The sequence below is a fragment of the Capnocytophaga sputigena genome, assembly GCF_002302495.1.
Lineage (GTDB): Bacteria > Bacteroidota > Bacteroidia > Flavobacteriales > Flavobacteriaceae > Capnocytophaga > Capnocytophaga sputigena.
In genome coordinates this window covers 1,533,881-1,559,532 of sequence record NZ_CP022379.1, presented here as the reverse complement: position 1 = coordinate 1,559,532, position 25,652 = coordinate 1,533,881, and the positions used below count along the sequence as shown (strand labels likewise).

The window sequence follows — 25,652 nt, the reverse complement described above, 5'->3', positions numbered from 1 at the left end:
TAGGACAGTAATGGGTGAGAATATCCAAGCGAGTATAGTGCGAATATGTATTTTTTCGTCCATCTTATCAAAAAAGCGACTAAACAATATACCAATGAAAAGTAGCGGAAGCAACAAAACATATAGCATATTCTTTATGTGAGAGGAGCGTTTCTTCAACTGAAAATAAGTAAATTAGAGGTTTTATTTTTTGTAGAGATGTTCACTCAATTCTTCTGTAGAGGTAAAGAAATGTCCGTAACCTTTTTCAGTAAGTCCCTTTACAAGGATTTTATCAGAAGTCCATATTTTGTGTTTGATTTGTAGATGAAGAGCAATAAAAGGATAATCTTTTATATCTATATCAGCAACTATTTCTTTTGCTTTAATAGCATTAACTTTTTTAACCTCTTTTTCACTTACAATGGTAATACCTTCTAATAGCTTTTTAAAATCGGTTAATAGTTCCTTTTTTGTTTTCTGATTTTTAAAGCGTTTTACCAAATCAGGAATATGCTCGGTTACTTCAGTAATGAGATAGTCAGGCACTATATATTGTATTTTCTTCCTTTCGGCTAATATAGAAGCTGTACGCCCTGTAGGATTTACAAGAGCACTCATAAAAATATTACTGTCGGCAATGATAATCATATCATATTAAATATTAAAGTGTTCATCCCAACGTTTAGCTATATTGTGATTTATCTTTTTAGAGATTGTCATCACAAACGCGTAATCCTCAGGGGTCATTTCTTCTTCTTTAGCGGCTTCTACGATTTCCTCAGGGGTCATTTTTAATACTTTAGAAGCGTCCAACACTTCCTGAGAATACTTAGGCTCTTTTTGCTTTGTAACTTTTACAAAATCAAGTGTTTTAAGATATCTCACAAGGTGTAGTGCTTGTGGATTGTTATCGGCAATGGTAATTGTATAAGGCATAATATTTTCTATTTTTGGCAAAGATACAAGATAATTAGCATATAAGCAAATAAAAAACTATCCGAAAAGTTTTATTTAAGGCTGTCCGAAAAGTTTTATTTGTAGGGGCGTTTGCAAAACGCCCGTACATAACATACTTCAAAAATTATTGATAATCAGACTAATCAACTTTGGCAAAGGTCGTAGCACGAGTAAGTTTGCTGTGAGAGGTTGCTAAAAGATGCTATCTGAAAAGTTTTATTTGTAAGGGCGTTTGCAAAACGCCCCTACATCATAACATAATTCAAAAATAACGGATTACTTGTCCATTCGCACGATGCGTGGCTGGAAAGTACCGATGATATCTACCAAATCGCTTTGGGAAGCCATTACGGTTTCTATGTTTTTATACGCCATAGGAGCTTCTTCGGCATTACCCCCAATGAGAGTGATATCTTTGGCTTTGAGGGCTTTTTTGATATCGGAGTTGGTAAAGCGGTTCTTGCTCTCATTGCGTGAGAAAGCCCGTCCTGCCCCGTGTGAAGCTGAATCGAAACTTTCGGCATTGCCTTTGCCTCGCACAATGTAACCGGCATCGGTCATTGAGGCAGGGATAATACCCAGTACCCCCTCCCCTGCTGGGGTCGCTCCTTTGCGGTGTACTACTACCTCCTTGCCATCGTGAATTTCTTTCCACGCAAAATTGTGGTGGTTCTCGATACGCGCCCTCAATCGTCCGCCTACAGCCTTTATCAATCGGCGGTGGATATCGTCGTGGCAGGCAGATGCATAATCGCCTGCGAGGTTCATAGCCGTCCAATACTCTAATCCTAAGTGGGTATTGAGGTCAAGCCACGCAAACTGCTGGGCTTCTTTGGGTAGCGGACATTGTTCGGCTGCCACGCGCACGTAATACTGGGCGATTTCCGCACCAAAGCCACGCGAACCGCTATGCGAAAGTATACCGAGATATTTTCCTTTGGGTAGCCCTATTTGAGGGTCGTCTGCCAAGAGTTCTACCTCGCCAAATTCCACAAAGTGATTGCCACTGCCCGAAGTACCCATCTGCTTGATTGCCTTATCTTTCAATCGTTTGAGGATAGGAATCAGTGAAAAAGTATCACGGTCGAAAATCTCGTGGTCTACGTGTGATTTATGAGTTTCGTACATACCGAACTTCGTATGCTCCACAAGGGCTTTCTCATACTTATCACGCGCCCCCGAAAGGTAAGACACAGGTATATCCAAGATACTGAGGCACATACGGCAACCGATGTCCAAGCCTACGCCATAAGGAATGACTGCATTCTCCACCGCCAGCACACCGCCTATGGGCAAACCATAGCCACTATGGGCATCGGGCATTAGGGCGCCACCTACCGAAATAGGGAGTTTTAGAGCCGTATAGAGTTGCGTTTTTGCTTCTTCAGTGATGTCCTCGCCAAAAATATGATAAGGCGCACGGGTAGCGTTGAGCTGTCGTTTTTCGGTTTTAGTAGACGAAAGCAGCGCCTCGGCTATCTGACCAAAAGTAAGGTGTCCTTCGTACTGCGCAGGATTTTTTAGAATATCTTCAAGCACAGACTTTACATACGCCAAGTTTTTAGTAGCGTAATTGCGTTTCATCACTTCCAACGCTACATTAATAGATTGATTATTCGGGAAGCCTAACTTGAGGAGGTCTTTCCCTTTGAGTTTTAAATTTGCCATAATAATTTGTTGATTTGCTAATGCCCCCGTTCCCCCGAAGGGGGACAATCTAGAGTCATTGGCTAATTAGATAATTTTTCAAATTTGCTAATTAACGTGAGTTCGACATAAGTAATTATTAAATAATCAGCAAAATGTTTTAAATCTCCCACGAATTTCACGAATTTTCACGAAATAAGGAATACTAAAAACCCTTTACTTTACATTATCTCACGAATTTTCACCTAACGGTGAATTATTTTGTGAATATATTATGTTACAAAGCTGTAAATCAATGTTCTGTTATATCGAACTGATGTTAAATGGTGTTTGCAATGGGCGTTTGCAAAACGCCCCTACACAACATACTCTAAAAGTAATTGATTAACAGAGTAATCAAGTGGAGTGTTGCACTCATTGGCTGATTTTTAAATCTGCTAATGCCAATCAAGGGTTAAATTAACTTGTCAATTTGTCAATGCCCCCATTCCCCCGAAGGGGGACAATCTGGAGTCATTGGTTAATTAGATAGATAAGGAAGCACGATTTGCTGTATATCACTCAAAAAGGCTTCTCTATTCTCTTTAAATTTTTGTTTTCGTTTAAAAATATCGACGATAGTGCCAGAAAACTCATACCAAATATCGCCATTGCCCTTGATATCACCTATACGCTGCGTATTATCATCAGGATAGAAAGAGATAGGCTCCTTATAAGGGGCTTTTTTGATATTTGCCGTGAAATAGATTTCATCAGCGCTGCCATAAGCGCCTTTTTGAATAGAAATCATTTGCAGGCTTTGTTCCACTACTCGGTAAAAATGTAGTGCTTTTTTCTTAAATCCTAAGGGTTTTAGTATTTGATAGAGTTCTTTTACCATCTCGTCGAACTCAATTTGTGTAGCTGTTTTTTCTTTCATAGTAGATTTGTTAATTGTTCTTTTCTTTCTCTCCATTTTGGATAATCAAAGGCAAAAGCGTATTGTTCTCCCACTTCTTTCGCTAAAAGTTCTGCTGAGGTGAGTACGCGGTTTACAAAGATATACTCACTTACGGCATCTTTGAAATCGGATTCAGGAGGGTAATTGTCATTGAAAATCTCTTGATACAAGTGGTTGAGTTCCTCTAATTCTTCTTTTAAATAAGGATTGATATCCAAATCCGCAATCTCCACATTGCGAGGGGTAGGATTCTTCACATTTTCCTCTATCCAAATAGGGGAACAAAAGAACTCAAATTGGTATTTAAATTCAAACTTTTTCATAAGATTAATTTGTCAATTTACTAATTTACCAATGGGCAACAACTGACTTGAACTTCTTTCTTTTCCTTTTATCGGGGATACCTGTATCGCTGTTCCATCGCTGTACGAATTTCTCAAAAGAATCGTAGGCTATTATATAGGGCGAAGGCGCTGGCAGGGATTTCTTAGGAATTGCAGTACCTATCCTCTCCAAGCGTTCAGCAAAGAGCAACAAGGCTTTATGACTCACCCTACGCACATCACTGAGCACTTCCTTCTCACCATCTCCCATCAGCTGAAGGCGCGCCTCCATTAGCGATTCCATCGTTGGCTTTTCAGTACTTTTATATAATAGTTCCACGAAAGTATAATGTCCGTCGCCCTCATAGTTATCAGTCCTCAATAGCCATACCGCACCATACTGACCTCCCAACAAGGGTACGCTCAGCACTTCATAAGGCACAAAAAGGAAATCGGTTACCTTTTGCCAATGTTCGCGTGCAGGCACTGCTGTATTGGCAGTGGCAAGGCGAGAGAGCAGTCGTACTACTTGCTGTTGTCGTTTTTCATAGCTCATCTGGGGGGTATCAGTACCAAACTGCTGTAGCCACTTTTTAGAAACTCCTTTTTGTACCAACTGTTGCAGGGGAGCTACCTCCTCAGGGCGCAACCACCCATACTGCCACAACATATCAAGGCGAAGGGTCAAAAATATTTCCTTCTCCAAAGCAGTGCGCACAGCTTCCTTGCGAAAAGTATCCATAAGGAAGCGTATTTCAGCTTCTGTAGCCCCATAGTGATAAGCATCTTCCACTATAGCTTCCAGTTCATTAGCGAGATCACTTTCAATAATATGAACGCCGTAAATAAGGTTGTTTTTCATTGCGAATTAATTTGTCAATTGATAATGAGACAAGCAGTGCATAATCTTAGCGATGTTATAAGCATCGTCTTTGCCTCGGTGGTGGGTTCCTATAAGGGGTATCTTCAGGTAGTTCAGTGCCTGATACATTCCCAATCGTTTGGGGTGCTGGGTTACCTCTTGGAAAAGTTCCTTTACATTGATATGCTCGTTGCGCATTGGGTAAGGCAGTTTCCTAAGGGCACATTGCTTTTGGAGCATATTTCTATCGTAATTCCCATAACTCGCCCAAGTGTACTGATAGGCTTGGTATTCCCTTTTAAGGATTTGCAAGGCTTCTTCAAAACTTACGCCTTCCCGCGCTACCAGTTCAGGGGTTATGGTGGTAAGTTGGGTACAAAAAGGACTGATTTTGGAATGTGTAGGCTTTACCAAAATACCTCTGTTATCGCTGATCTCACCTGTAAGGGTATCGAGCAGGCAAATGCCAATTTCTATAATTTCGCTCACTTCTCCTTTGGGAGGTATTCCCTCCCAACAAGTCGCTTCTAAGTCTATAATAATGATTTTGTTTGTCATTGTTTTAATTTTTTAATGAAATAGCTCTTATCTTCTGTGGGGCAATAGTAGAGCAGGAGCTTTTCACCTTCTTCCAAAAGAAAGGTAATTTCACTATTTCCCGCTACTTCTTCGGCAAAAATAGCGCTAATGTGTTTGCCTTTGAGTTGCCAAACCTCCGTAAGGTCATCAAAACGATAGTCATCATCGTCCTCATCTACTTCATACTCATTCCAACACTCACAAAAAGCAATACCCACATCTAAAAAGAAATGAAAAATAGGCTGTCCTTCTGCTTTTAAATAGACGATTAAAACACCTCCATCATCAGGATTTACACATACCTTGAGTTGCTCTATGGGCAAACCATTGAGTATGGTAAGGTTGAAATGGGTATCTTGATAGAATCTTCCGGTCATAAAGTTTATTTTTTTGAGAGATGCTGATATCTCGGAGAAACTCAGAATAACTTGGAGGGTTGCTGAAATTCTTTTCAACTTTGGTAAAGGTCGTAGCACGACGAGCATTGGCTAATCTGTTAATTCTCTAATTTCCTTCTTGCCAGCGGCGCGTTCTTTCTTATAGCTTTTTTCTACATAAGTGCTTTTGAAATCGGTGCCTTTGAAAGTGCGTACAGGGTTGCCGCGTTGCACTTGAGCGTGGTTACTCCAATGACTCTGTGCTTGCTCCGCGAGTTGCTGAAGCTCCATTTCGGCGAGTTTTTCTTTAAGGCGGGCAAGAGCGAGTTTCTTATTATCGAGTTGCGAACGTGAATCTTGTGCCAATACGCTGATACCTGTAGGCAGGTGGGTAGCGCGTACTGCTGAATTTACCTTATTCACATTCTGTCCGCCATTGCCTTGCGAGCGAGTGGTTTGGAACTGTACATCGCGCTCCGAGAAAGGCTGGCGTTGCAGTTGGTCGAGCTCAAAAACGCCTATATACCAATTGCTGCGCTGGTGAAACTTGCGAAAAGTGCTCTTGCCTACCCAGCACACAGTTCCGAGCCAAGTTTTCAAAAATGGTGCTAACTCCTTGCCTTTGAGTTGCAGGGTAACCGATTTGACAGTGAGATTGGCATCGCCTTCCTCACGGCTGAGAATGGTATAGTCGATGCCTGCTTGAGTAGCTTCTTGTAGGAAAGTCTTGAGTACTTTTGCTACTACCCATTGGCATTCTAAAGGACCGCGACCAGCGGTGATTTGTATGATTTTTTCTTGCATTTTTTCTTTGGTTTTTTGTAAATCGGACAAGTTGGATGGGGCAGACTGGTCGGATTGAGATTAAAGATTGACCTCCAAAAGCATATCTGCGATTTCCATTGCTGAGGTGTGATACTTAAGGGCTGTGATTTCTTTGAGCGGCGTGCGCTTGTACTTTTCCTTAGGCATATAGCGCTTTTGGTATTGATTCCACGAATTGCGACGACCATAGATTTTATGAGTGATAGTTCCCCAGTTTTTATGGTCATCTATGATTTTATCAAGCTCGGCGAGTTCTCGTTCTATAGCTATATCTACCGGACGGTAGTGGGTGATCATATTAGGCTTTACACGCAGTTCAAAACGCCACGCCTCGGTAAACTCGTAATGGATTTCAAAACGGTCTTTTTGCCGATTGAAACACTCTATTTTTGCAAAATAGGCACGTTCTTTTTGGGTGAACTTCCCCCTTTCAAGGGCTCTTTCCCATTCCCATTGACTAAAAGAGTACAATTCCTGTTTGCGAGCTATGTAAACACGCTTGCCACGGCGCTTTTTCTTCTTCTGGAACTTACGTGTATCAGCGTATTGATAAGTGTTGATTTTCTCCAAAAGTGTCGCGAAAAAATCGGCTTGCTTGCCTTGTCGCACATCTTCCCTCAGTACAAAAAAACGCACATAGCCCTTTTGGTAGGGTTTTTCGAGTGGCACAAGTGGCAGTTCACGGCGTTGTTTAAAGAGTACTTTTTGGCGTTTGATACATTCGCGCAAATACTTCTCGTGGTCTTCTCGAGCAATGCGCTTGCGAGAACGCAAATTGCGGAGGCGAGAAACGCCTTCGGTGGTAATATATAGATTTCCCATTTTTCAATTAACAATTGACAATTAATAATTAACAAATTGCTTCGGGAAAATGTGATAGGAAGGTGTCCTAAAAGTTTTATTTGTGAGGAAAAACAAAAAGCCCGAAGCGGGGTGCTTCGGGCTCTTCTATATATTATAGTATTGTTCTAATCAAGCGGATACGCCACGAAGCGTTACCTTGTGGAAAGGTAATACAGATGCGATATGTAACTTGATATATTTCATTTCTTCGTGCGTATTTTTTGTATTTAGTTAAACGATAATTCTTAAAATCGGGGGCAAAGGTACAACAATTTTTTGAATATGCAAGAAAAAAGATGTATTTTTGCACTATGAATGAAAAAATAGCCATACAAGGTACCCAAGGTTCGTTCCATTATCAGGCAGCTGAAGCCTATTTTGGTAAGGATATAGACGTTATAGAATGTCGCAATTTTGATATAGTGGTGAAAAAACTCTTAAGTGGGGAAGCCCAATGGGGGGTAATGGCAATTGAAAACAGCATTGCAGGGGCTATACTGCCTAACTATGCGCTTATCGACCGCAACAACTTGCACATCACAGGCGAGTACTATATGAATATTCAGCACCACCTGATGGCTCTTGGCAATCAAACTTTAGCCGATATTACCGAAGTGCGCTCACACTATATGGCACTGTTGCAGTGCAAAGATTTTTTTGAAAATTATCCTCATATCCGTTTGGTAGAAGCTACTAACACCGCTCAAGCTGCTAAAGAAATTTACGAGCAACAGCTGAAAGGTGTCGCTGCAATTGCTTCAACCTCAGCTTCTGCGCTTTACCACTTACCGATATTAGCTGAAAGTATCCAAACTATCAAACGCAACGCTACACGCTTTGTGGTGCTTTCTACTACTGATAGCCATCTGCCAAAAGAAGAAATCGATAAAGCTATGCTAAAATTCCAAGTATACGACAAGAGCGGAAGTCTTTCTACCGTGCTGAACGTGTTGCGCGACCACGATATAAATATGACCAAAATACAGTCGTTGCCAGTGATAGAAACACCTTGGAAATACGCTTTTTTCGTGGATGTAGGGTTTGAACATTACGCCCAATTTGAGCAAGCTATGCAACTTTTGGAGATAATGACAGAAGAACTGAAAGTGTTGGGAAAATTTATGTCAGATAAGAGGTAAGAGGTAAGAAGATTAATGCCTAAATCTCTTGGCGAAGCGGTTGATATTCATTTCGTGGGGGATTTCTATTTCTTCAAAAGCGGCTTGGTAAAGCACTTGAGCGCAGTAAGGAGCATTGAGCACGCCTCGGGTTCCTAAACCATTGAACACCCACAGATGTGAGTGTTGAGGATGTTGCCCTAAAAGGGGTCGCCTATCGGCTACTGTAGGGCGAATCGCGGCTTGATGACTTAGCACTTCATAAGGAATGCTCGTCATTTTGTGGAGTTTTTCTAAAAGTTCGGTACGAGCAGCTTCAGTAATTACTTCAGTTAAATCTTCGGGGTCGTAAGTAGCCCCAAGTATATACTTATCATCACCTAACGGAATCAGTACCCCATCACTTTTGTAGATGTGTTGCAACTGCAAACCAGAAGCGCTGATAGTGAGTGTCTCCCCTTTACACGGACGCATAGGCAATTTGCTGAAATACGGATTTTTGGCAATACCGCAGCCTTCACAGAAAATGATATTTCGAGCAGTAACTCCGCAATAAACCACGTGTGTATCATATACTTCTAAATCGTCGTACACAAAAGTCTTCTCGTAGCACACCCCTTCTGTTTGCCAGCATTTTATACTTTCATTTATATAGTGTTGTACCTCCAATCTCCCTGTCTGGAGCACTTCGCCTAAGCCAAAGGGTGCTAGGAGTGCCTCATTAAGGGCAGGCAATATCACAGGACTCAAATAAGGAGCGAGCAGCGGATTATCAGAAGCTGTAAACCAGTTGTTTTGTTCTTCTACAGAAGCGAATTTGCGCACTACGTGTATAGGAACGCGGAATTGACATTGCATTTTAGCCTCAATTTCATCGTAAAAACGGTTGGCACTATTCATTATATCCTCGGAATGCCAAACGGGGGTAAATCGCTTTAAAACAACGGGATTATAAACCCCTCCCGCAATAACGCTCGCCACTTGGGAGTGGTCGGAGAGGAGGCAAAAGGTTTTGCCGTTTTTTTCGAGGGTATGGGCAAAGCTTACGCCTGCAAGTCCCGCGCCTATGATGATAAAGTCGTACATTTTATTCAGGTAAGAGGTAAGAGGTTGTGTGATGGAAATATGATAGTTATTTGTAATTGCTTGTGTGGGTCACTCTTAATTTTCAAATTTTCTTGATTACCAAAGCTGAGTTTGTACCGCCGAAGCCGAAAGAGTTGCTCAAAAAGGCATTGATGGGGCGTTCTACAGTTTCGGCGATGATATTCAGCTTAGCAGAAGCCTCATCGGGGGTTTCAAAATTGATATTAGGAGCTATAAAGCTGTTTTGCATCATCAGTACGGAATATATCACTTCGCTAGCACCTGCCATCCAGCACTCGTGTCCGGTCATTGATTTGGTGGAACTCACAGGGATATGGCTGCCAAAAATCTCGTGTATAGCCTTTGCTTCATTGGCATCGCCTATGGGGGTGGAAGTGGCGTGCGCATTGATATAGTCGATTTCACCCGCTTGCATTCCTGCATTCTGCAAGGCGCGCGCCATCGCACGGGCAGGTCCTTCTACGTTGGGGGTAGAGATATGTCCGCCATTAGACGAAAAGCCGTAGCCTACGACCTCAGCGATAGGAGTTGCCCCACGTCTCATTGCCGATTCGTAACTTTCTAACACCAAAGTAGCCGCACCCCCACTGGGCACTAAGCCGTCTCTATTAGCATCGAAAGGGCGTGAAGCCAAAGCAGGCTCTCCCTCGCGCATTGAGAAGACGCCAAGACCATCAAAACTGCCCATACTATACTTGTTGATTTCCTGAGCACCGCCGCAAATCACGCAGTCTTGCATACCGCTTTGTATGAGCAAATAGCCCAAACCTACTGAGTGTGAGCCACTGGCACAAGCGGCGCTGATGCTCATATTTACCCCGCGCAGTTGGAAGAGGGTAGAGAGGTTCATCGTTACAGTGGAGTTCATCGTGCGGAACACCGCTCCAGAGCCTACCAGTGTAGTGTCTTTCTTTTCTCTTATCTTGTCGTTGGTAAGAATCACCGACTCGGCTACACTGTCGTTGCCATAGAGGATTCCCACTTCGTTTTGTTGTAAGAAATCGCTATCGATACCGGCATTTTTAAGCGCTTCGAGGGTTGCCATATAGGCAAATTCGCTTTCTTGTCCCATAGAAATACGCTCGCGGCGACCCAAGAGACCTTTGAGGTCGGGGTTTTCTACAAAGCCTGTGAGGGCAGAGCGATAGCCATATTCTTTGCGTTCGGGCAAGAAAACAATACCCGATTTCCCTTGGTATAACGAATCACGCACTTCGCCCAGTGAAGTGCCTATGCAGGAATAAATACCCATTCCAGTGATAACTACTCTCATAACAATTAACAATTGATAATTAATAATTAACAAACTGGGGCAAAGGTAATAAATATTTACGAATGACGAATTACGAATGACGAAATTAGGTGTTAGAGAATATAGAGGGGCGTTTGCAAAACACCCCTATAATGTAATTAAAAGTAACTGATTATCAAGGTAATCAAATTTACCAAAAGTGCGGGCTGTACAGATTTGCAAATTATCTCATCACTTCCTTAACGTCTTTTCTTTTGGAGTATGCGATGGGTTTGGCATAGCCGATACGCAAAAGAATTTGAGGATAGACGTTGTTTTCAGTGAGTTTTTCGCGTAGAGAAGTATTTACTTCGGGTACTTCACACGGCTGATTGAGGTAGGCGTGAGCGATGCCTGCTTGGGTGAGCAAGAGCAAAAAGCGTTCGAGGGTGCAACCTGTGGCTATCCACGTGGGGATATCGTTTGTAACGGTAGTGATGAGCACCATATCCGAAGAGGATTGAATCTTTTTCAGGTCGGTTTTGTTTTGGGTTTTTGCTTTGAGGCTTCCTTTTACGATAGGCTCTGTAACCCAACGGGGTAAGTTAGGCGCCCCGAGTACCGCATAACTGAGTCCGTCGTGAGTGCTTTCAGAATGTTTTTTGTTGAAGCGAATCCACGAAAGCAGTTCATTTTTAAAAGCAGGATCGGACATCTGAGCGGTATTGCCTTGCAAGACGGCATCAGTGAGTTTCTCGAAGAGCGGAGTGCCATTGGCAAAAGTAAAGATACCCGTTGCTCCTGTTTGTTTCACAAGGTTTTGCAATAGCGCAGGGTCGATGCGTTTGCCGTCGTACACCGAGCGGTTGGTTTGTCGTTTTTCAATCACACTCGCCAAAGGGTCAGGGGCAACAGCTTCTGATTTTTGTAAGTCAATGGTGATGACCCCCTCAGGACTGAGGGTTACATTAGTTTGGTACTGTAGCTCAGAGGCTTTGATACAGAGATTTTCGAGCGCACAACCCAAGCTGATGAAGAGTTCGCGATGCTGACCATCGACGGCGGGGAGGGCTTTCTCGAAGTTGGGTTTGATAACGATACTGTGATCGGAAGTTTCAAACCACCAAGGCTGAGAGTTATGACCTGAAGGTGCTTGTGTAGCAGCCTTGATAAGGGTCAGAAAGTCGGGATTTTGGGCGGAAGCTTTAAGGGTAGCAAGCGCCATCATAAACGTGATAGGTAACATTTTTAAGTTCATTTTAGTTTGTATTTGTTTTACGCTGCAAAGGAACGGCGAAAAAACACCAAAAAAATGAACTTGGGTTAAGAAATGGCAATACTCAGAAAATTCTTTTTCTAATCCTGCTGAGCGCTTGGGGAGTAATGCCAATATAAGAAGCTATATATTTCAGCGGGATATTCTGGATGAGTTTAGGGTCTTTTTCCAATAGATTGCGGTAAATCTCTTCGGGTGATTGCAATAAGAACTGCGCCTCGCGTTGCATCTTTTCAATGAGCAGATGCTCCAAAATATCAGCTTTTATTTGTAAGTATTCTTGTTTTTCAATGAGGTGTTCCAAGTTTTCACGCCCTATTTTATAGGCGGTAACCTCTTTGAGCGCTTGAATAGAGAAGAGCGAAGGTTCACGCTTTACAAACGATGCATACGACATAAAAAACTGCTCGGCAAAGAGGATATCTACGGTAGTTTCCTTGTCGGTTGTGGGGTTGTAATAAAAGAATCGCACGATACCCTCGCTAAGGTAATAGAGTGAGTGCTCCACCTCACCTGCACGGGTGATGAGGGCATCTTTATCGAAATGTACTTCAGTAAAATACTGACTGAGGAAATCGAGGTTTAGGGTCATTGTATATCTTCTGTTTTTTCTTCTTTTATAAACCACATTTGGCAGGTATTGCCTGTAGCAAAAGTAGTGGGTCGTGCAAAATGTAAGTTGTGTAGATCTGTTTTAATGCCTTTTATCCAACCGCAGTCTACTTGGCATATAATTCTTTGCAAAAAAGTATGCTCAAGGGCTTTTAGTACTTCGTGAAACAAGCACTTTTTAATTTGCAATACATAACCATAATCATTGTCTATAAGGCGTTCAAAGCCAAAACTCTTGCCAAAATAATACGCTTCTCGTGCTTTTGATATCTCCACAATCGCCTTAAAAGGGCGCTCCGAAGCTGTTAAGAAAGCCTCAGTGTTCTGCTCCATAAAAGGGGCTATGGGCTCATTGATAGCAAGACATACATATTTGAAAGCCTCTTTATCTTCCTTGCCTATCTTCACAAAAGCTTCATATAAAGCTACTACCAAAACCGCAAATTGCACATTCCCTTCGTCCAACTCATTCTCGATAAGATGAGATACTTTTTGTAATGAGTGCTTAAAATAATCTTCAAAAGCGTTTGAAAAGTCTTCAAACAACGATTTATCTATCCATTGTTGGGCTTTTATATAAGCAAAAGCCTCTTTCTTTATCCACTGATAGCTATCCAGCGGACTAAAACTGTATTGTTCTTCTTGGTTCATTTTACATTTGTTTTATAAATGCAAAATTACGCACTGCAACACACAAAAAAGTTGCTATTTGGCAACTTCCTCTCTTTACTTGTAAGATTTTAGTCTGCTGATAGAGTATTTAGTCATCCCGAGCATTGTGGCAAGGTCTTTTTGTTTCACTTTTTGTATAAAGGCAGGAAAGCTGAATAAGGCTTCATATCGCTCTTTAGCCGATTGCCTTTGGAAGAGTTCAATAGTTTCCATCAGCCGTAATATTGTTTGTTGCTCATTTTGTATGAAGAACTGTTGCCACTGATAATTGTTTTGGAGTAGTTTGTCCATTTGTTGCTTATGTATTTTCAGCACTTCAGTCTCTTCAATAGCTGTAATAGCATAACGAGAAGGCAAAGAATTTGTATAACTAAATTGCTCTGTAAAGAAGTAATTTTCAAAAGCTATCCAACTGGTGTATTCCTCGCCATTATCATCGTAGAAGAATATCCTAAGAGCCCCTTTGTTTACAAAGTAATAATGCTCACACACTTGTCCGAAGTCCAACAGCAAGGTATCTTTAGTGAGAACTTCTTTTTGAAAAGCCTCGCCAAGGAGTTTTTCCTCTATTTTTAGTTTAGGAATTGTTTTTTGTATGTATGCAATAAGTTTTTCCAATTCTTCTGTAATTCAGCAATAGTGTGTGAGGCAAAGGTAGTATTATTTTTTCTAAATACCAAGATACACAATAAAAAAAGACTGCCTTAATACGGCAGTCCTCTTTATATTTTTAAAAATTGTGTGTGCGACTCGCACTAGAATTTGTAGCTTAAACCTAATCCTAACAATTCACGGATTTGGAAAGCGCGTGCAGCATCGTCGTCGTAGATGGCTTGGAAAGTAAAGTTAGCTGATAAGTATTTGTTTACTTTCATCACTACGTTAGCAGTGTAATCCAAATCTACGTTTTGTGGTTTATCTAAATAGTTGCTGTACAAGCTGAGGATGTTCTCGATAGATACGTTTTCCCATACATCAACTTTAGCATAGCCGTTCAAGTAGAAACCGAGTTCGTAACGGATGTTTTTACCGTCTTCCACTCCGTAGAAGTTATGAGTGTAGTGAGCCCCTGTAGGTGAAGTAAACTCCTTGCGAGCTGTAGTAATTTTAGAAGTTGCAGGCGCAATGTTCACTTTTAGGTTGTCGCTCTTTTTCCACAACATACCAGGACCAAATTGCAAGTAACCAGAAGAGAGCAATTTGTTGATAAGGGTGCGGTTTTGGCTATCTACATACTTGTAACCATCGGTCATTTGAGTTTTGAAGTTCAAGAAGAATGAGTAGTACCATTGAGGGTTGTTCAATTGGTAACCGAGTACAGAGTTTACTTCAAAACGGTCGGTGGTTTTTTTAGTATATTCATCGCCATCTACTTTGGTGAGACCATAGTCGATGAAGATATTGTTATCCCAAGCCCATTTGTCTTTTTTGTAGTTGAAAGCATAGCTAACAGCGAGGTTAGCAGCAACGTTGTTAGAACCACCACCAGTCCAATCGTGGTTGAAAGCAGCTTGTGAGAACAACAATGAAGCGCTACCGCCTTTTGTCCAACGAGGCGCAGGAGCTTCTTCGGCGGGAGTTTCTACCGCAGTAGGGTCTTGAGCAACACCGCCATTAGTTTCGTCTTCCTGAGCGAAAGTAGCTACTGAAGACAATAATAGAGCTGAAAATAAAAGTTTTTTCATAAGTGATTTATTAATTTAGTTTACAAAAATCCTAATTCGAGTTTCGCCACCTCGCTCATCATATCTTGATTCCAAGGGGGATCGAAAGTAATTTCTACAAGTGTTTCGTGTACTTCGTCTATGCTTTGTACCTTTTCTTTCACTTCCATAGGGAGAGATTCGGCAACGGGGCAATTAGGTGATGTGAGAGTCATTAGGATTTTCACATCGCGGTCTTCGTTCACGAAAACGTCGTAGATGAGTCCGAGTTCGTAGATATCTACAGGGATTTCGGGGTCGTATATAGTTTTGAGTACCTCAACGATTTTTTCGCCGAGGACTTCGGTGTTTATGATTTCGTCCATCTTTTTTTAGTTAAGAGATAAGAGGTAAGAGATAAGACCTCTAATTCCTGTTTTCTAATTTCTATTTTCTATTTTCTAATTCCTGCCGAGCATACTGTTTCATTTGCTGAATCATACTCACTAAGCCGTTGGCGCGGGTGGGTGAAAGGTGGTCTTTAAGACCGATTTTATCAATAAAACTCACATCGGCGTTGAGGATATTCTCGGGGGTTTGATGAGAGAATACTCTTATTAAGAGAGCGACAATACCTTTGGTGATAATCGCATCGCTATCGGCGGTGAATACGAGTTTATCATCTTGTTTTTCGGCGTGCAACCACACCTGACTTTGGCATCCTTTGATAAGGTGATTTTCAGTTTTATATTGTTCGTCTATTAGAGGCAACGACTTGCCGAGTTCTATGAGATATTCGTAACGTTGCGTCCAATCTTCAAAGAATGAAAACTCTTCAATGAGCTCATTTTGAATATGTTCGATAGTCATTTGCAATAAATTAGGGGGCAAAGATAAAAAACAATTGAGAATTAGCAATTGAGAATTGACAATTTTAACAATTTTAACAGTTGTGTATTAAGGGTTTTAAAGCATTTCGATTTGTACACTGGGGTTGTAGTGTTTGATAATCGATGCGAAATGTAGGTATAGTTCTTTTGTCATTTTAGCAACATTGGTAGTATTAGGCGTTTTGATAAAAGTCATTCCTCGTTTTTGTCTGTTATAATACCTCCAACTGAGTTGTTTGATAGTTGTAGGGTTGATTTCTTTGATTTTGAAGAGGGGAAACAAGTAGAGTTTATTTCTACAAAACACAAATGGAGGGTTGTATTTCATCAAAGGAAACAAATATTTTTGGGTGTTGAGCAACTGCTGAAAATCAGTATCCGACATTTGCGCAAGGAGTTCTTGTTGGTTTTGAATTTTCTTTTTCAAAACGCGATAGCTAAAGTAGAACGCTAAAATTTCGGCGACTGAGATTGCTAACAAAAGATTGTAGATCTGAGATTTATCTGGAATGATATAGAAGAATATCCCTGCAAAAAATGCTATTGTAACAATGGGTGTGCAGGCAAAGAATACAGCTGCTTTTTTGATATATTTGTTTTGGTTTTCAACATATTGCTGCCGTTCGGAAGAGAGGAGGGCGTTGTTCATTTTAGTTTTGGATTATACTGTTCAACGATTTGCAAAAAGTAAGGAAATGCTTCTCGGGGCATCATTATCATTGTTCGTTTGGGAGCTTTGAGGGTTACTGAGACACCGTTTTTGGATCTTCCCCAGTTCATATTGGTAATTTTAGTAGGGTCAATCTCACGAATTGCAAAGAAAGTAAAGAAATATAACTGATGGTTACACAATACAAATGAAGTATCATATTTATTGATAAATGGTAATCTCTCTTTTATTTTGAGGAGTAACTCAAAATCACTATCGCTCATTTGTTCCACCAGCATACGCAGGGCTTTTTCATTGCGTTTGAACACGTAAGAAAGGAGGTAATAAGCTAAAAAACCAATCAAGAATATTATCAAAGGTTCTACTATCATTTCATTGGGGTATAATACATACCATTTAGCTGTACTCTCTTGAAACATCAATATAAAGTAGATGATTGAAGGAGCGACAAATATTACAAAGAAGATACCTACAAACCAGAGACGGAACTTATGCACCCCTTTCAAATAATCCTCCCGCTTTTGTGACAGCTGGTGCTGAGGGCGATAAAGTGCCAAGCGCTCTTCAAAGGCATTTTTGCGTACCATCACAAAGTACATAATAACCCCGAGAATGGGGAGCATCAAGAAAAATACTGTATCCATAATTTTGATGTAAAAAAAGAAAAAGTCGTTAATCACTAATGACTAACGACTTTTTATATTTACATTACGATATTGATAATCCTATTAGGCACTACAATTACCTTTTTAGGGGTGTTGCCTTGTAGTTGTTCTGCAGTTTGAGGGTCGGCAAGGATAGCTTGCTCTATCTCGGCAGGAGTCATACTGGTAGCATAAGCGCGTTTGAAGCGCACTTTTCCGTTGAACGATACGGGATACTCCTTGCTGTCCTCTTGCAAATACTTGTCCTCGTGTACGGGATAAGGTGCATAAGTTACACTTTCGGTATTTCCGAGCCTTTTCCAGAGCTCTTCGGCGATATGTGGAGCGAAAGGTGCTACCAATACCGCAAGAGGCGCTAAAACGTCTCTATGGTGGCATTTTAGCGATGATAACTCATTCACGCATATCATAAACTGACTCACGGAGGTATTAAAGGAGAAATTCTCAATATCTTCATTTACCTTTTTAATGGTTTTATGGAGCGCTTTGAGCATTTCAGGTGTAGGAGCTTCATCGGTTACTTGCCAACCGTTGTCATTGAAATACAAACGCCATAACTTGCGCAAGAAGTTGTATACCCCCGATATACCTGCCGTGTTCCAAGGTTTGGCTTGTTCCAAAGGTCCTAAGAACATTTCGTAAAGGCGCAGAGTATCCGCACCATATTGTTCGCAAATATCATCAGGGTTTACCACGTTGTATTTAGATTTCGACATTTTTTCGACTTCACGACCTGTGAGAAAATCCTCCCCCTGTCCCCCTCCCAAGGAGGGGGTGTAGAGTGCACCATTTTCTAAAATAAACTCGGCATTAGCAAATTCTTTACGCCACGCTTTAAATTTATCAATATCTAATTCATCAGAAGTATCTTTGAGGAGAGAAACATCTACGTGAATAGGTTGGATAATAGTATTAATTATTTTTCCTGAGAGTTTTTTCATAAACTCCACACATTGAGGATATTTAGGGAAAATCTTCTCTAATAAAACAATCGCCAACTTATCATCCTTGAATTTCTTTGAAACAAATATAGGAGGAAAGTTATTAGATGAAAGCTCTTTTACTTCAACTAAATTCACTTCATTACCTTGCTCATCTTTCACTTCCCATAACACTCGGTATGCAAAGGCACTCATACCCAATATCATACCCTGATTTATCAGTTTTTTGAAAGGTTCTTCAGTGGGGGCAAAACCGCGGTCTTTAAGGAATTTGTTCCAGAAGCGAGAGTACAAGAGGTGCCCTGTGGCGTGTTCGCTACCTCCTACGTATAGGTCTACGTTTTGCCAGTAGTCTACTACGGATTTGGTAGGGAAGGTTCCACGTGCGTCTTTTTCCATCATATACTCTAACCAATACCAAGAAGAGCCCGCCCAACCTGGCATAGTATTCAATTCTAACGGGAATACGGTTTGATTATCAATCAACTCGTTGCTCACTACCTTGTGGTTTGCAGTATCCCACGCCCAAGTGGTCGCATTGCCCAACGGTGGGTTCCCCTCTTCGGTAGGGAGGTATTTCTCTACTTCAGGTAGGAGAATAGGGAGGTGCTCCTCGCCTATCATCTGTGGCAAGCCGTTTTCATAGTATACTGGGAAAGGTTCGCCCCAATAACGCTGACGTGAGAAAACAGCATCGCGGAGACGGTAATTCACTTTGGCTTTGCCTGCTCCTTTGGCTTCTAAGGCTGCTAACACTTTGGTAACTGCCTCGCTAAAGTTAGTGCAACCATTGAGAATATCAGAGTTTTGGTAAGTCATTCCCTCTTTGTCGGTAAAGGCGTTTTCTGAAATATCTTTATCGAAGATGTTAATCACTTCTGGCATTCCTTTGGCGCCCTTGAAGTGTTTAGCAAAGGCATAATCGCGGTCGTCGCCAGCAGGCACTGCCATTACAGCCCCTGTACCATAGCTTGCCAATACATAATCGCCTATCCAAATAGGGATTTGCTTGCCGGTAAGTGGGTGTACCGCATACGCCCCTGTGAAAGCTCCTGATACGGTTTTGGTGTCTGCCATACGGTCGCGCTCTGAACGTTTGGCAGTAGCTGCTATATAAGACTCTACCTCAGCACGTTGCTCCTCAGTAGTGATTTGCAATACTAAGGGGTGTTCGGGGGCAAGAGTAAGGTAAGTAACACCGAAGAGGGTATCGGGGCGAGTGGTGAAGACCTCGACTTTGTGCTCGCCGGAGGCGAGCACAAAGTTGATAGAGGCTCCTACTGATTTTCCTATCCAGTTGCGTTGGCTTTCTTTGATGCTCTCACTCCAATCGATGGTGTCTAAGCCTTGCAAAAGGCGTTCGGCATAGGCGGTGATGCGCATACTCCATTGGGTCATCTTCTTGCGGATTACAGGGTGACCACCACGCTCGGATACGCCATTGACGATTTCATCGTTGGCGAGTACAGTACCTAAGGCAGGACACCAGTTCACTTCGGTCTCTGCCAAGTAGGTAAGTCGGTATTTGAGGAGGATTTGTTGTTGTTTTTCTGATGAAAAAGCGCGCCACTGTTCCGCAGTGAAGGTGGGGGTATCGTCGTCGCAGGCAGCATTGACCTTGCTATTGCCTTCTGTTTCAAAGAGCGCAATGAGCGTTTCAATAGGCTCTGCCTTGTCGGTTGCGTTGTTATACCACGAGTTGAACAACTGTATAAATATCCACTGGGTATGACGATAGTAATCGGGGTCGGAAGTTTTTACCTCGCGACTCCAATCGAATGAAAAGCCTATTTTATCGAGCTGCTCGCGGTAGCGGGCGATATTCTGCGCGGTAGTGAGGGCAGGGTGTTGCCCTGTTTGGATAGCGTATTGCTCGGCTGGCAAACCGAAACTATCATAACCCTGAGGATGCAACACATTGAACCCTTTGTGACGCTTGTAGCGCGCCACGATGTCGCTGGCGATATAGCCCAGCGGATGCCCTACGTGTAAGCCCGCCCCTGAGGGGTAAGGGAACATATCAAGCACGTAGTACTTAGGTTTGGTACTGTCGTTTTGGGCTTTGAAAGTTTGGTGTTTTGCCCAATATTCTTGCCAAAAGGCTTCTATTTCTTTGTGATTATATACCATAGGTGTTAGGTTTCAGGTGTTAGGTATTAGGGTGCAAAGGTAGTAATAATTTGCTGATTCTTTAAGCTAATTCTAAAGATACAATCTCTGCTTTTTCTCCATTTTCAGTTTCACAGACAATAGAGATATAGTCAAAGCCATTTCTTTTCACTTCTTCCCAAGAAATAGTTTCTCCATTGATAAGGGTTACTCTATCTTCTTCGTCTACTTCATAATCTTCTTTTTCTTCTTCGTAATCAATAGAATATCCAAAATCTATATGAATTTTGCAAGGAGCAATATCGTATTTTACCAAAGTTCGTTTTTTAACTTCTGCTGGGTCAAACTCATCGCAAAACATTGCATTATAGCCGTGTCGGTAGCCGTCAAAAAGCAATATTTCTTCGCCTGTTTCTGTATCTTTGGCTACTATTTTACAAGGAATTCCAGTTTTATTATCTACAATAAAAGGCAATTTTTTCCTCTTTACTTCAAATAAATCTCCATAATAATACACTTCAAAGAGTGAATTTCCATTTTTAGATTGGATATCTACTGAGAGATAATCGCCTGATTTTACATTACAAGCGTTTTCACTTAAGTAGGTAGGAACTTTTTGCATATACAAAATTATTTAGAATGTATGTTATATTTTTATTTAAAATCCCACTGTCTTTGGAAAGTTGCTTTTTCAAGAAATTCATCAAAGGTATCAGCTACTAATTCGGTATAAAGGTCATCATATATTACCCAAACACTATGTTTTTCGGGGTGGAAGAAAAGTATACCGCCATCGGAAAAACCAAAGGCAAAAGCTGTTTTTAGAACTTCAACTGAAGGAAGTTTGTCTATACTATTACCTTCTATTGATTTATAGAAAAAGTCTTTTTGTGCAAGTAGTCGATAAGTAGGAATCAGCTTTTCACCATTATCATCGGTTTCACGGGTAAGAGAGAAGAAACCTTGTATTACATAAACTCTTTTAGGAAGAGTGGGTTTCTTACGGCGTGCATATTCGTAGAAAAAGTTGGATTTTTCAGGAATAGTAGCAAATAAATCTCGGTAAGACTGGGGGACGTTTTGCTCTTGTATATTCATTTTATAATGTTTTTTTATTTGTATTCAAAATATGAAAGGTTTATTACCCCGTTTTCACTTAGGTAGGAACTTTTTGCATATACAAAATCATTTAAATAAAAGCATAATTCTTAATTTATCGATTTGCTAATTAGCAAATTTGCCAATTGTGGGGCAAAGGTAGTGTATAATTACGAAATGAGCAAATTTGGGGTGAGAGTAGTGGGGGTAATGAGAGTAGTGGGAGTAATGGGGGGCGATCTGCATGGGCAAATTTGCACGAGCTACAAGCTCTATTTTAGATAAGAGATAAGAGATAAGAAATTAATAATATATTGATAATCAGTATTATAAAAAATTACCTTCCTTATCTATAGTCAGTTCTTTGCCATTTTTGATGAGTAAATAATAATAATCTTCCCATTCTTCGGTAGGTTCTGAATAAGGCTCGGCGTGTTCATATTCAAATGGGAGTTTTGTATTTCCTTTTTTGTCAATCATTCCCCATTTGCCCTTGTATTTCACCATTGCGTAACCACTTTCGTTAAAATGATCTGCGTCATCATATACAAATGGCAGTACAAGCTCTCCTTTAGGATTTAAAAAACCGTAATACCCTGTATTTTTGGCAAATGCCAAACCTTGGTAAAACACATCAATTTCGTCAAACCAAGGGGTAAGACTTTTGTTGTGGCTATCCAAAAGTTGATAACTATCGTTCAGTTTTACCACAAATACGCCTTGTGAATACCAAATAAAATCATACTTAGCAGGGATAATTTCCTCACCTGAAGGTTTGATGATTCCTCTTAAATTGTTGATAGTAACATCGTAAAAAGGCATATCTTGAGGGGGATTGGTATCAATATAATCGTATTTCACGGGGGTGATTTCCAATCCTTTAGGGCTTACAAGTCCGTATTTATCGCCTTTGCGTACCATCATATTCTCGGTGCGTGTAGGGAGTACTTCATCGTACTGTTTGCGCCAATCGCTGTTACAATCTGCACAGCATAGGACTAAGGTTGTTATTAAGAATTTTTTCATTATATTGTTTATTTTGGTTATTCTATTAAAAAGATATTGATTATCAGTTTTATAGCCCCCGTTCCCCCGAAGGGGGACAAGCCAGAAAAAGAGACTTTTATGATAGCTATCAAAATGCTCTTACAAAAAAACTACAAAAGTAATTGATAATCAGAGTAATTAACTTTGCCAAAGTTTCTTGCTTGTGCGGCTCGCACCTTTGGCAAAGTGTAGCGACACAAATGTGAAAATTTACCAAAGTGTAGCGACACAAATACGACGGATTATTGATTATCAGTTTTATAGCCCCCGTTCCCCCGAAGGGGGACAAGCCGGATAAAGAGACTTTTATGATAACTCTCAAAATACTCTTACAAAAAAACTACAAAAGCTATTGATAATCAGAGTAATCAACTTTGCTAAAGTTTCTTGTTTGTGCGGCTCGCACCTTTGGCAAAGTTTATGATGCAAAAGCGATTTTGAGACTTTTTAGAAAGCCCATATTTTCCCCTAACTCAGGAAAGTAATCATCGCCTCTCCCCTACTGGCTGCCGTAGCAAAAAAAGATTGAAGTGCTTGAAAATGAGAATACAAATACTCAAAATCTTCCTCATTCCAATCCAATGAAGGGTATAATTCCTCCTCTTCACACATCGCTTCGGGATTGTAATGCGCTTTTAAATCAGCTTCTGTAAGTGAAGCTATTTTGCGATGAATACCCGCTACTTGCTCAGGAGTAAGGTAATGAGCAGGTCCGTAGCCTACATCCATATCTTCATCAAAGAATTGCGCACTGAAAAAGATACGATTCAGGCTATCTACTTCATCCTCAGGACTTCCAGAGGCAAATGCCTTTCCAGTAAGCAGATATAAAATACCGCCCCACGCTTTATCGATATCCAAAAAAGCATCATCATTGTCTTCTGATTCATACAATACATCCAATTTCTCTTCAAAAAGAGAAGGCGTTTGAATGTAGTTTTCAAGCTCCTGCTTAGAGATGCGGAACAAATTCATAATCATACTCATAGTTTTTAATATTTAGTCGTAATAAGTTATTTCTCTGCGTACAATTTCAGGAAATCTATCTTTTGGTACTGGCTTCTCAAAGATTTCTTCTCGCTCTATCCAATTGCCTTTATCATCATATGTATATTTGTAATGATAGTGTAAAAGTTTAGTTCCTTTTAAGTTATATACCTCTATATCAGTTATTTGACCTTTATTGTCATAATGATAAACACTCTTTATATCGCCTTGAAGTGTATAATCTACCTGTCCGTTATCTTTGTAATAGATGTCATTTTCTATTGTGGTACGCCCTTTCACAGTATACGATGTATACGATATTTGAGTATGAGTACCAAAATACCGATAGGTTGTACTTTCAGATTCGCCAACTTTTTCTACCAAATAAGTACCTGCTTTATCATATAAAAAGCTGATAGCCGTTTCTTCTGCCTTATCAGGATAATTAATTCCCTTATCAGGATAACTAATTCTTTTACCGCCTTTTAAGTGATTGTGCGCATCATATTCATAACAGTATACAATATCGCCCCTAATATTCTTTTCCACAAGATTTCCCTTTAGGTCAAAACGGTAAGTGATAGGTACTACTACTATCATTTTAGTATTTGCTAATTCAGGAGGATAGTTTAGAAAACCCACTTCTGTAACCGATTTTACTTTCCCTTTAAGGTCTAATCTTGCGGTTGTATATTCCTTTTGTGCCTGCAAATGAATTGTTTCTATAAACATAAAAATCAAAAAAAGATACCTCATCATAAGATTTTATATTAGTTGTAATAAGTAATTTCCCTATGTGTAACATAGATAGGATAAGGAACATTCTCCATATATTTACTACATTGAATCCAATTGCCTTTATCATCATATTGATAATCATAACGATAACTTCCCAAACATTTATCAGTAGCAAGATAATACCTCTTATCCGTTTCCTTATCTCCATTGGCATTATAAGTATACACTATCTTCTCTTCGTTTTCCTCATCTATGGTATGACTTATTTTTGTTCGTGTACTATCAGTATAGTAATAAGCTATTCTAAAAATCATCTTAGCATAAGGTAAAATATGACCATAGATAAAGTTTCTTCTCGTAGGAGATACCAAGTGATATTCTTTTTCTGTCAATTTACCTTCCTCTCGCATTATTTCCTTCCAAAAACTATGAGTAGTATCTGTCTCAAAAGTCATACGTCTTTTTATACCATCGTGAGAAATTACTACCGCTTTGGTGGGATAATCAGAACTATCATATTCAAATTGAATAGTATACAATCCTTTCAAAGTATAGGTAAGCAATCTTCCTTGTGTATCAAAAAAGTAAGTAGTGGGAGTGCAAAGTGGTGGATAACTTTCATCTTTTACCACCGTTTTCACCTTCCCTTTAAGCGACATACTTTTAGCTGTATAGACACTTTGTCCAAGTAAACTTATAGGTAATATTAGTACTAAAATCAAAAAAAGATACCTCATCATAAGATTATATATTAGTCGTAATAAGTTATTTCCCTGCGTACAATTTCAGGGTATTTATCTGGTATAGGAGTCTGAAAAGTTTGCTTCTTCTCTACCCAATTGCCTTGCGCATCATACACATACTCATAATGGTAGCTATTACTCACTTCACCATTTTCGTCGTAGAAAATAATCGTCGCTACCTCGCCTTGGTCGTTATAAGTATAGACTTCCTTTTTTCCATCTCGAAGTATGTAATCAATTTTGCTATACGAATAAGGTTTTTGGTAGTAAATCTCCTTCTCATCAAACAATTTTCTATCAATGGTATGAGATATTTTACAGTGAACAGGTGATAAATAATCAATTCTCAATTTCTCTATCTTCTTTTTATAAAAAGTAAGCTCTTCCCAAAAAGCTCCATCTTTAACGCGTATAAACATTATATCTGCCTTTATTTTATCAGAATAGACATACTTTTTACCACCCGATAAATAATGTTGATAGCGATCGTATTGATACACATACTTGATATCCGCTCCTATGCTTTTCTCAGTGAGGTCTCCTCTTTGGTTAAAGGAATAAAGCGTAGGGATAGAGCTTTGCATTTTCATAGTAGCTAATTTTTGAGGAGGATACGCATACTGAGTAATTTCAGTAACGCTTTTCACCTTCCCTTTGAGGTGCATCTCAGCACACGAATATTCGTTTTGCGCCAACAGCCCAAAATGTATAGTAAATACTATAGCAAAGATAATACTTTTCATTAAAAGATAATATTTTTCATTAATAAA

30 protein-coding genes are annotated in these 25,652 nt (G+C 40.3%); 1 reads left to right on the top strand and 29 read right to left on the bottom strand.

All coding sequences use genetic code 11. The annotated features are described in order from the left end of the window. Nucleotides 1-183 precede the first annotated feature (183 nt). From CGC57_RS06855 to CGC57_RS06810, 10 genes are all read right to left on the bottom strand, one after another. Nucleotides 184-630 (bottom strand): PIN domain-containing protein, encoded by a 447-nt coding sequence (locus CGC57_RS06855; protein ID WP_002679723.1) that lies wholly within the window; start codon nucleotides 628-630, stop codon nucleotides 184-186. Between the two features lie 6 nt (nucleotides 631-636). Beyond that, the gene (locus tag CGC57_RS06850) at nucleotides 637-918 is read right to left on the bottom strand and encodes a hypothetical protein (protein ID WP_095898524.1); all 282 of its coding nucleotides are present in this window, start codon (nucleotides 916-918) and stop codon (nucleotides 637-639) included. A 297-nt stretch (nucleotides 919-1,215) separates the two neighbouring features. Then, nucleotides 1,216-2,607, bottom strand: a complete 1,392-nt coding sequence (locus tag CGC57_RS06845; protein ID WP_095898523.1) for an RtcB family protein — start codon at nucleotides 2,605-2,607, stop codon at nucleotides 1,216-1,218. A 499-nt stretch (nucleotides 2,608-3,106) separates the two neighbouring features. Beyond that, nucleotides 3,107-3,505, bottom strand: coding sequence for a DUF4304 domain-containing protein (locus CGC57_RS06840; RefSeq protein WP_095899476.1), 399 nt, complete (start codon nucleotides 3,503-3,505; stop codon nucleotides 3,107-3,109). Then, nucleotides 3,502-3,849, bottom strand: coding sequence for an immunity protein CdiI family protein (locus CGC57_RS06835; RefSeq protein ID WP_095898522.1), 348 nt, complete (start codon nucleotides 3,847-3,849; stop codon nucleotides 3,502-3,504). The genes CGC57_RS06840 and CGC57_RS06835 overlap by 4 nt, the downstream gene beginning before the upstream one ends. Nucleotides 3,850-3,874: 25 nt before the next feature. After that, nucleotides 3,875-4,711, bottom strand: coding sequence for a hypothetical protein (locus tag CGC57_RS06830; RefSeq protein WP_095898521.1), 837 nt, complete (start codon nucleotides 4,709-4,711; stop codon nucleotides 3,875-3,877). Between the two features lie 6 nt (nucleotides 4,712-4,717). Further along, a complete protein-coding gene (locus tag CGC57_RS06825; RefSeq protein ID WP_095898520.1) occupies nucleotides 4,718-5,269 on the bottom strand; it encodes a 3'-5' exonuclease in 552 nt (183 codons plus the stop codon). Then, the gene (locus CGC57_RS06820; protein ID WP_095898519.1) at nucleotides 5,266-5,667 is read right to left on the bottom strand and encodes a hypothetical protein; all 402 of its coding nucleotides are present in this window, start codon (nucleotides 5,665-5,667) and stop codon (nucleotides 5,266-5,268) included. Before CGC57_RS06820 ends, CGC57_RS06825 begins: the two co-directional genes overlap by 4 nt. A 111-nt stretch (nucleotides 5,668-5,778) precedes the next feature. Further along, nucleotides 5,779-6,471: a peptide chain release factor H gene (gene prfH, locus CGC57_RS06815; protein ID WP_095899475.1), complete on the bottom strand. Its 693-nt coding sequence runs from the start codon at nucleotides 6,469-6,471 to the stop codon at nucleotides 5,779-5,781. 60 nt (nucleotides 6,472-6,531) lie between these two features. Next, on the bottom strand, nucleotides 6,532-7,314 hold the full coding sequence (locus CGC57_RS06810; protein WP_095898518.1) for a hypothetical protein: 783 nt from the start codon (nucleotides 7,312-7,314) through the stop codon (nucleotides 6,532-6,534). 332 nt (nucleotides 7,315-7,646) lie between these two features. Here CGC57_RS06810 and CGC57_RS06805 point away from each other — a divergent pair, with 332 nt between their 5' ends. Continuing rightward, entirely contained in the window at nucleotides 7,647-8,474 is an 828-nt protein-coding gene (locus tag CGC57_RS06805) for a prephenate dehydratase (protein WP_095898517.1), read from the top strand. Nucleotides 8,475-8,486: 12 nt separating this feature from the next. Here CGC57_RS06805 and CGC57_RS06800 read toward each other — a convergent pair whose 3' ends face one another. The 19 genes from CGC57_RS06800 to CGC57_RS06710 form a co-directional block, all read right to left on the bottom strand. Next, nucleotides 8,487-9,539, bottom strand: coding sequence for an NAD(P)/FAD-dependent oxidoreductase (locus tag CGC57_RS06800; protein WP_095898516.1), 1,053 nt, complete (start codon nucleotides 9,537-9,539; stop codon nucleotides 8,487-8,489). An 82-nt stretch (nucleotides 9,540-9,621) separates the two neighbouring features. After that, nucleotides 9,622-10,833 (bottom strand): beta-ketoacyl-[acyl-carrier-protein] synthase family protein, encoded by a 1,212-nt coding sequence (locus tag CGC57_RS06795; protein WP_095898515.1) that lies wholly within the window; start codon nucleotides 10,831-10,833, stop codon nucleotides 9,622-9,624. A 202-nt stretch (nucleotides 10,834-11,035) separates the two neighbouring features. Beyond that, the gene (locus CGC57_RS06790) at nucleotides 11,036-12,049 is read right to left on the bottom strand and encodes an Acg family FMN-binding oxidoreductase (protein ID WP_095898514.1); all 1,014 of its coding nucleotides are present in this window, start codon (nucleotides 12,047-12,049) and stop codon (nucleotides 11,036-11,038) included. An 82-nt stretch (nucleotides 12,050-12,131) separates the two neighbouring features. Next, complete coding sequence (locus tag CGC57_RS06785) at nucleotides 12,132-12,659, bottom strand: Crp/Fnr family transcriptional regulator (protein ID WP_095898513.1); 528 nt, start codon at nucleotides 12,657-12,659, stop codon at nucleotides 12,132-12,134. Then, on the bottom strand, nucleotides 12,656-13,330 hold the full coding sequence (locus tag CGC57_RS06780) for an L-2-amino-thiazoline-4-carboxylic acid hydrolase (protein WP_095898512.1): 675 nt from the start codon (nucleotides 13,328-13,330) through the stop codon (nucleotides 12,656-12,658). Before CGC57_RS06780 ends, CGC57_RS06785 begins: the two co-directional genes overlap by 4 nt. 75 nt (nucleotides 13,331-13,405) lie before the next feature. Further along, nucleotides 13,406-13,969, bottom strand: coding sequence for a Crp/Fnr family transcriptional regulator (locus CGC57_RS06775; RefSeq protein WP_095898511.1), 564 nt, complete (start codon nucleotides 13,967-13,969; stop codon nucleotides 13,406-13,408). Between the two features lie 137 nt (nucleotides 13,970-14,106). After that, entirely contained in the window at nucleotides 14,107-15,036 is a 930-nt protein-coding gene (locus CGC57_RS06770; RefSeq protein WP_095898510.1) for a DUF3078 domain-containing protein, read from the bottom strand. A 20-nt stretch (nucleotides 15,037-15,056) separates the two neighbouring features. Continuing rightward, nucleotides 15,057-15,380: an iron-sulfur cluster assembly protein gene (locus CGC57_RS06765; protein ID WP_002679592.1), complete on the bottom strand. Its 324-nt coding sequence runs from the start codon at nucleotides 15,378-15,380 to the stop codon at nucleotides 15,057-15,059. Between the two features lie 61 nt (nucleotides 15,381-15,441). Continuing rightward, on the bottom strand, nucleotides 15,442-15,864 hold the full coding sequence (locus tag CGC57_RS06760; protein WP_095898509.1) for a SufE family protein: 423 nt from the start codon (nucleotides 15,862-15,864) through the stop codon (nucleotides 15,442-15,444). Between the two features lie 96 nt (nucleotides 15,865-15,960). Then, nucleotides 15,961-16,533 (bottom strand): hypothetical protein, encoded by a 573-nt coding sequence (locus tag CGC57_RS06755; protein ID WP_095898508.1) that lies wholly within the window; start codon nucleotides 16,531-16,533, stop codon nucleotides 15,961-15,963. Further along, nucleotides 16,530-17,198: a hypothetical protein gene (locus tag CGC57_RS06750; RefSeq protein ID WP_095898507.1), complete on the bottom strand. Its 669-nt coding sequence runs from the start codon at nucleotides 17,196-17,198 to the stop codon at nucleotides 16,530-16,532. Before CGC57_RS06750 ends, CGC57_RS06755 begins: the two co-directional genes overlap by 4 nt. A 59-nt stretch (nucleotides 17,199-17,257) precedes the next feature. Then, nucleotides 17,258-20,290 (bottom strand): leucine--tRNA ligase, encoded by a 3,033-nt coding sequence (locus CGC57_RS06745; RefSeq protein ID WP_095898506.1) that lies wholly within the window; start codon nucleotides 20,288-20,290, stop codon nucleotides 17,258-17,260. 61 nt (nucleotides 20,291-20,351) lie between these two features. After that, complete coding sequence (locus tag CGC57_RS06740) at nucleotides 20,352-20,891, bottom strand: hypothetical protein (RefSeq protein ID WP_095898505.1); 540 nt, start codon at nucleotides 20,889-20,891, stop codon at nucleotides 20,352-20,354. Between the two features lie 32 nt (nucleotides 20,892-20,923). Continuing rightward, nucleotides 20,924-21,367 (bottom strand): hypothetical protein, encoded by a 444-nt coding sequence (locus tag CGC57_RS06735; RefSeq protein WP_095898504.1) that lies wholly within the window; start codon nucleotides 21,365-21,367, stop codon nucleotides 20,924-20,926. Between the two features lie 327 nt (nucleotides 21,368-21,694). Continuing rightward, on the bottom strand, nucleotides 21,695-22,393 hold the full coding sequence (locus tag CGC57_RS06730; RefSeq protein ID WP_095898503.1) for a WG repeat-containing protein: 699 nt from the start codon (nucleotides 22,391-22,393) through the stop codon (nucleotides 21,695-21,697). A gap of 489 nt (nucleotides 22,394-22,882) precedes the next feature. Next, entirely contained in the window at nucleotides 22,883-23,395 is a 513-nt protein-coding gene (locus CGC57_RS06725; RefSeq protein WP_232747196.1) for a YfbM family protein, read from the bottom strand. 18 nt (nucleotides 23,396-23,413) lie between these two features. After that, complete coding sequence (locus CGC57_RS06720) at nucleotides 23,414-24,133, bottom strand: hypothetical protein (RefSeq protein WP_095898501.1); 720 nt, start codon at nucleotides 24,131-24,133, stop codon at nucleotides 23,414-23,416. Nucleotides 24,134-24,171: 38 nt separating this feature from the next. Further along, nucleotides 24,172-24,879, bottom strand: a complete 708-nt coding sequence (locus CGC57_RS06715; RefSeq protein WP_157909310.1) for a hypothetical protein — start codon at nucleotides 24,877-24,879, stop codon at nucleotides 24,172-24,174. An 11-nt stretch (nucleotides 24,880-24,890) separates the two neighbouring features. Continuing rightward, nucleotides 24,891-25,625, bottom strand: coding sequence for a hypothetical protein (locus tag CGC57_RS06710; protein WP_095898499.1), 735 nt, complete (start codon nucleotides 25,623-25,625; stop codon nucleotides 24,891-24,893). Nucleotides 25,626-25,652 lie beyond the last annotated feature (27 nt).

Coding starts and splice junctions, on each gene's coding strand:
- CGC57_RS06725 (WP_232747196.1), bottom strand. CDS start 23,395: ATGATTATGAATTTGTTCCGCATCTCTAAGCAGGAGCTTGAAAACTAC.
- CGC57_RS06795 (WP_095898515.1), bottom strand. CDS start 10,833: ATGAGAGTAGTTATCACTGGAATGGGTATTTATTCCTGCATAGGCACT.
- CGC57_RS06805 (WP_095898517.1), top strand. CDS start 7,647: ATGAATGAAAAAATAGCCATACAAGGTACCCAAGGTTCGTTCCATTAT.
- CGC57_RS06735 (WP_095898504.1), bottom strand. CDS start 21,367: ATGAATATACAAGAGCAAAACGTCCCCCAGTCTTACCGAGATTTATTT.
- CGC57_RS06715 (WP_157909310.1), bottom strand. CDS start 24,879: ATGATGAGGTATCTTTTTTTGATTTTAGTACTAATATTACCTATAAGT.
- CGC57_RS06780 (WP_095898512.1), bottom strand. CDS start 13,330: ATGAACCAAGAAGAACAATACAGTTTTAGTCCGCTGGATAGCTATCAG.
- prfH (WP_095899475.1), bottom strand. CDS start 6,471: ATGCAAGAAAAAATCATACAAATCACCGCTGGTCGCGGTCCTTTAGAA.
- CGC57_RS06730 (WP_095898503.1), bottom strand. CDS start 22,393: ATGAAAAAATTCTTAATAACAACCTTAGTCCTATGCTGTGCAGATTGT.
- CGC57_RS06820 (WP_095898519.1), bottom strand. CDS start 5,667: ATGACCGGAAGATTCTATCAAGATACCCATTTCAACCTTACCATACTC.
- CGC57_RS06825 (WP_095898520.1), bottom strand. CDS start 5,269: ATGACAAACAAAATCATTATTATAGACTTAGAAGCGACTTGTTGGGAG.
- CGC57_RS06855 (WP_002679723.1), bottom strand. CDS start 630: ATGATTATCATTGCCGACAGTAATATTTTTATGAGTGCTCTTGTAAAT.
- CGC57_RS06800 (WP_095898516.1), bottom strand. CDS start 9,539: ATGTACGACTTTATCATCATAGGCGCGGGACTTGCAGGCGTAAGCTTT.
- CGC57_RS06830 (WP_095898521.1), bottom strand. CDS start 4,711: ATGAAAAACAACCTTATTTACGGCGTTCATATTATTGAAAGTGATCTC.
- CGC57_RS06740 (WP_095898505.1), bottom strand. CDS start 20,891: ATGCAAAAAGTTCCTACCTACTTAAGTGAAAACGCTTGTAATGTAAAA.
- CGC57_RS06745 (WP_095898506.1), bottom strand. CDS start 20,290: ATGGTATATAATCACAAAGAAATAGAAGCCTTTTGGCAAGAATATTGG.
- CGC57_RS06810 (WP_095898518.1), bottom strand. CDS start 7,314: ATGGGAAATCTATATATTACCACCGAAGGCGTTTCTCGCCTCCGCAAT.
- CGC57_RS06770 (WP_095898510.1), bottom strand. CDS start 15,036: ATGAAAAAACTTTTATTTTCAGCTCTATTATTGTCTTCAGTAGCTACT.
- CGC57_RS06760 (WP_095898509.1), bottom strand. CDS start 15,864: ATGACTATCGAACATATTCAAAATGAGCTCATTGAAGAGTTTTCATTC.
- CGC57_RS06845 (WP_095898523.1), bottom strand. CDS start 2,607: ATGGCAAATTTAAAACTCAAAGGGAAAGACCTCCTCAAGTTAGGCTTC.
- CGC57_RS06765 (WP_002679592.1), bottom strand. CDS start 15,380: ATGGACGAAATCATAAACACCGAAGTCCTCGGCGAAAAAATCGTTGAG.
- CGC57_RS06710 (WP_095898499.1), bottom strand. CDS start 25,625: ATGAAAAGTATTATCTTTGCTATAGTATTTACTATACATTTTGGGCTG.
- CGC57_RS06750 (WP_095898507.1), bottom strand. CDS start 17,198: ATGGATACAGTATTTTTCTTGATGCTCCCCATTCTCGGGGTTATTATG.
- CGC57_RS06850 (WP_095898524.1), bottom strand. CDS start 918: ATGCCTTATACAATTACCATTGCCGATAACAATCCACAAGCACTACAC.
- CGC57_RS06840 (WP_095899476.1), bottom strand. CDS start 3,505: ATGAAAGAAAAAACAGCTACACAAATTGAGTTCGACGAGATGGTAAAA.
- CGC57_RS06835 (WP_095898522.1), bottom strand. CDS start 3,849: ATGAAAAAGTTTGAATTTAAATACCAATTTGAGTTCTTTTGTTCCCCT.
- CGC57_RS06755 (WP_095898508.1), bottom strand. CDS start 16,533: ATGAACAACGCCCTCCTCTCTTCCGAACGGCAGCAATATGTTGAAAAC.
- CGC57_RS06785 (WP_095898513.1), bottom strand. CDS start 12,659: ATGACCCTAAACCTCGATTTCCTCAGTCAGTATTTTACTGAAGTACAT.
- CGC57_RS06720 (WP_095898501.1), bottom strand. CDS start 24,133: ATGTTTATAGAAACAATTCATTTGCAGGCACAAAAGGAATATACAACC.
- CGC57_RS06790 (WP_095898514.1), bottom strand. CDS start 12,049: ATGAACTTAAAAATGTTACCTATCACGTTTATGATGGCGCTTGCTACC.